This window comes from Caloranaerobacter longqiensis (genome assembly GCF_050286925.1).
Taxonomy (GTDB): domain Bacteria; phylum Bacillota; class Clostridia; order Tissierellales; family Thermohalobacteraceae; genus Caloranaerobacter.
In genome coordinates this window covers 22,360-29,381 of sequence record NZ_JBFWFX010000018.1, presented here as the reverse complement: position 1 = coordinate 29,381, position 7,022 = coordinate 22,360, and the positions used below count along the sequence as shown (strand labels likewise).

5 protein-coding genes and 1 tRNA gene are annotated in these 7,022 nt (G+C 27.9%); 3 read left to right on the top strand and 3 right to left on the bottom strand.

Annotation, left to right across the window (positions count from 1 at the left end):
• Positions 1-63 precede the first annotated feature (63 nt).
• Positions 64-139 (top strand) — tRNA-Thr (locus AB4Y15_RS11710).
• A gap of 286 nt (positions 140-425) precedes the next feature.
• Here the strand turns inward: AB4Y15_RS11710 and AB4Y15_RS11705 are convergent.
• From AB4Y15_RS11705 to AB4Y15_RS11695, 3 genes are read right to left on the bottom strand one after another with little or no spacing between them, the layout of a single operon-like run.
• Positions 426-1,604 carry an MFS transporter gene (locus AB4Y15_RS11705; RefSeq protein WP_427340532.1) on the bottom strand — a complete coding sequence of 393 codons (1,179 nt, stop codon included), beginning with the start codon at positions 1,602-1,604 and terminating at the stop codon, positions 426-428.
• A 30-nt stretch (positions 1,605-1,634) separates the two neighbouring features.
• On the bottom strand, positions 1,635-2,621 hold the full coding sequence (locus AB4Y15_RS11700; RefSeq protein WP_427340531.1) for an ATP-binding protein: 987 nt from the start codon (positions 2,619-2,621) through the stop codon (positions 1,635-1,637).
• Positions 2,622-2,645: 24 nt separating this feature from the next.
• On the bottom strand, positions 2,646-3,716 hold the full coding sequence (locus tag AB4Y15_RS11695; protein ID WP_427340530.1) for a DnaD domain-containing protein: 1,071 nt from the start codon (positions 3,714-3,716) through the stop codon (positions 2,646-2,648).
• 243 nt (positions 3,717-3,959) lie between these two features.
• Between AB4Y15_RS11695 and AB4Y15_RS11690 the strand changes: the two genes are divergently transcribed.
• Positions 3,960-5,450 carry a M1 family metallopeptidase gene (locus AB4Y15_RS11690; RefSeq protein ID WP_427340529.1) on the top strand — a complete coding sequence of 497 codons (1,491 nt, stop codon included), beginning with the start codon at positions 3,960-3,962 and terminating at the stop codon, positions 5,448-5,450.
• A gap of 144 nt (positions 5,451-5,594) precedes the next feature.
• On the top strand, positions 5,595-7,019 hold the full coding sequence (locus AB4Y15_RS11685) for a peptidoglycan DD-metalloendopeptidase family protein (protein ID WP_427340528.1): 1,425 nt from the start codon (positions 5,595-5,597) through the stop codon (positions 7,017-7,019).
• Positions 7,020-7,022: the final 3 nt, after the last annotated feature.

Below are 7,022 nucleotides of genomic sequence, written 5' to 3'. Positions count from 1 at the left end.
TAGAATGCCAGCCTGTCACGCTGGAGGTCGAGGGTTCGAGTCCCTTCCGGGTCGCCAAAATATGCTGGCGTAGCTCAACTGGTAGAGCAGCTGACTTGTAATCAGCAGGTTGCGGGTTCGAGTCCCATCGCCAGCTCCATAAAAAGGAAGCTTAAGATATTCTCTTAAGCTTCTTTTTTTTATAATCCATAGGAATTTATAATAAAATCCCATATTTTAAAAAATTAATGTTGATTTTATTGAAATTTTGTCTGGCATATTTACATGCCAGAGTCGTTATAAACTAATTTAAATTGTGGATAAATTCAAATATAATTTCCGTTTATGGATATGGGCAAAATCTTCCTTAATTTATTTAAATCGAAGATTTTGTTCTTATATCTATATTTATCTATTTTTTACTAAATCCATTTATCATATCAAAATTACCTTACTATAGGTTTTGAATATATTTTATTTATTGATACTAATCCGCTAATTAATATTAAAAGGCCACCCCCTATTAATACAGTCCGAACCCCAAAAACTTTTGCTGCAAATCCACCAAAAGCTAAAGAAATAATTGATGATATATTTGTTAACATCGTATTCATGCTAAAAGTTCTACCGAGGTATTGCTTGTCACAGCTTTGCTGCATGATTGTGGTTCTTGAAATAGCAAATAATGCATTAAATATTCCATTAAAAAATTGTATTATAATTGCTAAAATAAAAAGTGTGTTTAATGGGAATATAGTAATTGAAAATCCTAAACCTATTAAACCTGCTTTAAAAGTGACATCAACTGGTACATTTTTTAAGTATTTGTATAAAACTAATGAAGTTAAGATCATAGCTAAGCCTTTAAATGTAAGAATGGTGCCATAGCCCTGTGAACCTGTTTTTAAAAATTCATAGACATACATGATTAATAATCCATTTAACATACCAGCAGCTAATCCAACTATTGTATTTATTGCTAATACATTATAAATAATACTGTTGCTTTTTATATACTCTAATCCTTTAACAAATGAAATTTTATCTATTTGATGAAGTTTTGCAGTTTCTTGCGTTCCACATTTATGTGATTTAATCATATAAACCATAACCATTGATATTAGAAATGTCAAAGAATCAATATAAAAACAATACTCTATTTTAAATCTAGAAATGATAACGCCTGCTAATGACGGGCCTATTACCATCATTAATGAACTAAATGAACTACTTAAACTGTTTACTTGCTTTAACTCTTCTTTTTTAATCAGTTCTGGCAACATACTACTTCTAGCGGTGTCATAAAATATAGAAACAGAAGATACGGCAAAAATTATAAAAAATACATATTCTTTAAAAAAAGGTACTAGGAAAACCAAAATGGCTCTTATGAAATCTCCTAAAATTAAAATTCTTTTTTTGCTGTAAATATCAACTATTTTCCCGGCAAAAGCTCCGAATATTATTGAAGGCAATAACATCATAACAGATAGAAATGACATGTCTACAGGTGACTTATTGATACTGTATACTAACGTTAAAACAGCAATTCTATCTATCCAATTTCCTATATCAGAAATTACCTGTGATGATATGAAAAAAAAGACATTCCTATTTTTATTCATATTTTTCACCTTTTAAAATTATTAATTTTATTAAGTCTCCCATCTCAAATCAGGGCCAAAAAATCTAATTGGAGTAAATTTGCTTAGAATTCTTGAAAAAATCCTATCTGTATAAGTATTAGATATTTCCATAGGTGAGAGGTTTGTAGATATTATAGTTTTATTTCCCTTTATCAATCTCGAATTTACTATGTTAAATATTTCGGTATTAGTAAAGGTGTTTACTAGTTCAGTCCCTAAATCATCAATTATCAGCAAATCTGCATCAAATAGAAGTTCATAATCTAATTTATATTGATCTTTATCTGAATTTCTTCTGAATCTATACTCTTCTATTATCTCAAGTATTTTAAAAGCCGTCTGATATATTACTATTTTCCCTTTATCTAATAGAGCTTTAGCGATACAGTTACACATAAAAGTTTTGCCTAATCCAGTTGTTCCATAAAACAATAGATTTTCTTCATTATCCTCATCAAAATTAAATACAAACCCTTCACATATACTTAATATGTTCTGCATATTTTCTCTTGGTGTTATTTTTTCATTTTCAAAAGGTTTATCACTGAAGATATTAATGTTAAAAGTTTGGAAGTTTTCTTTATGAAGTATATGTTCAAGGTTAGACATTTTGTAAGCTCTGTTAATAAGAGCTTGTTTAAAACAAGAACATTTACTGCCATCTTCTAGAAATCCCGTGTCTTTACATTTGTTACATTCGTAATTTATATCCATATATTCTAGAGGAATATTATTTTCAGTAAGTAATATCGCTTTTTCTCGTTTTAATTCTTCTAGTTTATTCTTTATTTCTTCTATTTTATCGTTATAATTCTCAGGATTATTTATAATTGCTTTAGATATCATTAGACCCGTTTTAGATATTAGTTTATCTATTTCTTTTAATTTAGGGATTTTTGAATAAACTTCGTTTTGTCTTAATTTTTGTTCATATAATGCTTTATCTCTTTTTCTTTCGTACTCTCTTAAAATTTCATTAATTATACTGTTGTTCATAAGTATCCTCCTTAAACAAGGAAATTAAATATTTTTTTTATTAGTTTTTTTCTCAAAAATTTTTCTTACAATCTTATCTAGTTCATCTGAAGTATATTTAGAAGTTCTTTGTTCGAAATTATGGAATTTAGTTGCAATTTTATTTTGGTTTGTAGATTTTTGATTAACTTTTGGCTTGTCCTTTTCTTCAATTTCATTAACATTTTTAATTCCTTTACTGTACCAGGATGAAAGTATGCCATCTATATAATTTATACTTGGATTTGATGTTTTTTTAGTATTTTCACAGGCTTTTAATACAATATCTAAATCAAATTTCCACTCATCAAACCATTTATCTATCACTTTTTTTTCTGCTTCACTAGGGGGTCTAAAATTAAAACCTAAAGCTCTCATGACTCTTTCATAGATCTGGAATCTTTTATCTTTAGTTTCTAGGTACTGTTCTAAAGCTTTTAAATTAGTAATGTTCATATCATACCAGTTTCTTATTATTCCTTCTACATAATTAACATTTTTTTTGTTCTTTCTTTCTACTGAATAAATGAAAGCTTTAACAATTATTTGAGGATCCATATTATAGTTATATATCCATTCAAGAATTTTTTTCTTTTCATTAGGTACTAAAGGACGTCTAATTATTTGATTTATTGAATAGAACATATCTTGAATTGTAGCGTTCTTATTTGCTTCAATTAAATCATCTACAGAACAGCAGTAGTAGGTGCTTTCAGTATGTTTAGCAGATCTAGCTGTTATCGGTTTATAGTTGTTATTAATATATAACTGTTTTAAGTTCAAAAATTCAACAGTATAGTTGTATTGATCATTTTCTTTAGGATGCTTCTTGATTATACCTTTCTCTTCCCAAAAATCCCAAGCTTTTAGAACATCTGATAATGGAATATTTAAATGTTTTGCGATAGTTTCGTTAGTAACTTCAATATTGGAATCTTTATCATTAGCATATTTATATCCTAATAAGTATACTTTGACGTACGTACCGTTAGCCATTGGCATAAAATCATTGATAAAAATATTTTCAATTGGGGTATCACCTAAATCTATATCAGTAATTTCTTTATAAAAAGACAATATACTCACCTACCATAAGATTAGTTTTATCAATCCGAACCTTATTGACTTGTGGATAATTTAATAATATAACTTCCATTTATGGATTTCAATAAAATCTTCCTTAAATTACTTAAATCGAAGCTTTTGTTCTACTATTATAACACAATGTTTATCTAAATTTATATTAAGTTATATTTTCCAATTATTGATTAATATATTTTAGTAATAAGTTCAAAAATGAAAGGTGAGTGGAGGAATGTGATGCATAAATTATTAATTAAAATAATCTTTAAAGTTTTATTGCTTTTTATAATAACAATCACACCAATTGTAACATATACATTTATTAGAAATGATATCCAATTTACATTTAATATAAACCAAAAGATATTAAACAGATATCTCATTAAAGCAGAGTTTGATCCTGTAAATAAGATAGTTCATATTGATGAAAAAGTTAGCTATATAAATAATACAGGGAAGAAGTTAAAAAAAATATATTTTCATATATATCCAAATGCTTTTAGAATAGCAAAAACAGCACCGTATTTTGAAGAAGAATTTCATGAAGCCTATCCAAATGGGTTTGATTTGGGATATATTGACATAAAAAAAGTAATAGTGGATAGTAAAGAGCAAAAATATAACATTATAGGACGAGATCATACAATACTTATGATTGAACTTGAAAGATGGATTAAAAACGGTACGGAAATTACTGTTGAGATACAAGGGGAAATAAAAATACCAAATTCTAGAGGAAGATTTGGATATGATGAATATACTTTTAATATAACAAATTGGTATCCTATTTTAGCTGTTTATGATGAAGATGGGTGGAATTTAGATCCTTATTATAAATTAGGCGATCCGTTTTATAGTGATATTAGTAATTATAGAGTAGAGCTTCTTACACCATCAGATTATTTTCCAGTTAGTACCGGCGTGATTGTTGATAAAAAAAGATTAAATGATAAGGTGAAATATTATATTGAAGCTGATAATGTTAGAGATTTTGCTATTATTTTAAGCGATAAATTTAAGAAAGAAGAGGCTTGGGTTGATAATATCAGGGTAGTTTCTTATTGTTTTGATGATGCATATAAGAAAGAAGCTTTGCAATATGCAGTAGATTCAATCAAGATATTTAATGATTTATTTGGTAAATATCCTTATAAAGAATTTGAAGTTGTAGCGAGTGATTTTTATATCGGAGGTATGGAATATCCGAATGTGGTTATGATAGATAATGATATATATTCAGACGGGCAGCCAGATATATTAGAATATATTATTGCACATGAAACAGCTCATCAATGGTGGTATGGCATTGTTGGAAATGATCAAGTTGATGAACCGTGGCTAGATGAAAGTTTAACTGAATATTCAACGATTTTATATTATGAGAAAAAATATGGTGTAGAAGTCAAAGATAAAGTGTTTAATCAAATGGTTATTGGTCATTTTAACAAGTATAAGGATTCTGGTTTTATAAATCAGTCTATAAATAAGAGTTTGAGAAACTTTAATTCATGGCAAGAGTATTTGGCTTTGGTATATCAAAAAGGTGCAATTAGTCTAAATGAATTTAGGGTAAAAATCGGAGATGAAAAGTTTTTTAATATTTTAAAACTTTATTTCCAAAAAAATAAGTTTAGAAATGCAAAAACTGAAGATTTTATTGAAATATGTAGAGAGGTTTTAAAATTAAAAAATAATGATGCTATTATAAGAGAGTTATCTCTTAGATAAGAATATAAATTAAATTAGAAAAATAAAATAATTATAGACATGCTGTTAGATTATCCTTTGTAAATTTTACAATATATGATATAATTTATTTTGAGTTTATATTACAATTGTGTTACAAAGAACTTTTTGGGAAGGAGCTTTAAAATGAATGGCTCGTACTTAAAAAAAGTTAGTGAACTTATTAAGAAATTGAATATAGGAAATAATGGCAGAAAATTCGATAAAAAGATTATCTTTGCTGTGGTGATAAGCATTTTAGTAGTAGGATTTGCATTTGCTGGATATAGAAAAGAGGTATATACAAGGGCTTTTAAGATTATTTATAATGGCAAATACATAGGAACGGTTAGAAATAAAGATATTGTTAATGATGTTGTAACTACGCTTAAAAATGAATTAACTACTGATTATGGGATTGAAGTCTTTATTGAAGACGAATTTGAATATCAACCTGTTCATGCTGAAGATAATGAATTGACAAAAAAAGAGGATATTAAGAAAAATTTAAAGGATAATATTGAATTTGATGTATTTGCATATGCTATTGAAGCGGATGGAAAGGTATTAGGAATTCTCAAGACAGAAGATTTAGCAAAAAAAGTGTTAGATAAGATTAAAGAGCCTTATATAAATTCAGCAGATGCAGAAGATTCTTCAATAGAAGATATAAAATTTGTTGAAAACGTTAAAATAGTTAAAAAGGAAGTACCGATATCTGCAGTAGAAGATTTTGATAAAGTGTTAAATTATATACAGAAAGGAACAGATGAAGTTAAAACTCATGTTGTAAAAAAAGGTGAAAATTTTTGGACTATAGCACATAAGTATAATTTGACTGTAAATGATTTGATTAAAGCTAATCCAGATAAAAATCCTAAACTTATTCATCCAGGAGATGAGCTGAGTCTAATAGTGCCTAAGCCATATTTAACAGTAGCTACTTATGAAGAGAAGAAATATATTGAAAAGATTGATTTCGATATAAAATATGAATATAGTTCTAAAATGTATAAGGATCAAACGATAATAAAAAGAAGAGGGGTATATGGTAAAAAAGAAGTTATAGCTAAGATAGAGAAACATAATGGAATTGAAGTTGCAAAAGAGATTTTAAAGGAAACTATTATTTCTAATCCAGTATCTCAGATTATTGTTAAAGGAACTAAGGAAATACCACCACTTAAAGCAACAGGCATATTTATAACACCTACGAGAGGCGTTTTGACTTCAGGTTTTGGCAAGAGATGGGGAAGAATGCATGAGGGTATAGATTTAGCAGCGAGAGTTGGAACACCTATTAAAGCAGCAGATGGTGGAGTGGTTACTTTTGCAGGATGGAAAGGTTCATATGGTTACATGGTTGAAATAGATCATGGAGGAGGATTTACAACCAGATATGCTCACTGTAGTAAAATTTATGTAAAGAAAGGTGAGAAGGTCTACAAAGGAAAAGTAATAGCTGCTGTTGGTAATACAGGAAAAAGTACAGGGCCTCATGTGCATTTTGAAGTTCGAAAATACGGTAAACCAGTAAATCCATATAAATATTTAGGTAAAAAATACAGATAGCTC

Bases quoted from the DNA above. Each gene is read 5' to 3' on its own strand.
- AB4Y15_RS11705 (WP_427340532.1), bottom strand. From the start codon at position 1,604: ATGAATAAAAATAGGAATGTCTTTTTTTTCATATCATCACAGGTAATT.
- AB4Y15_RS11700 (WP_427340531.1), bottom strand. From the start codon at position 2,621: ATGAACAACAGTATAATTAATGAAATTTTAAGAGAGTACGAAAGAAAA.
- AB4Y15_RS11690 (WP_427340529.1), top strand. From the start codon at position 3,960: ATGCATAAATTATTAATTAAAATAATCTTTAAAGTTTTATTGCTTTTT.
- AB4Y15_RS11685 (WP_427340528.1), top strand. From the start codon at position 5,595: ATGAATGGCTCGTACTTAAAAAAAGTTAGTGAACTTATTAAGAAATTG.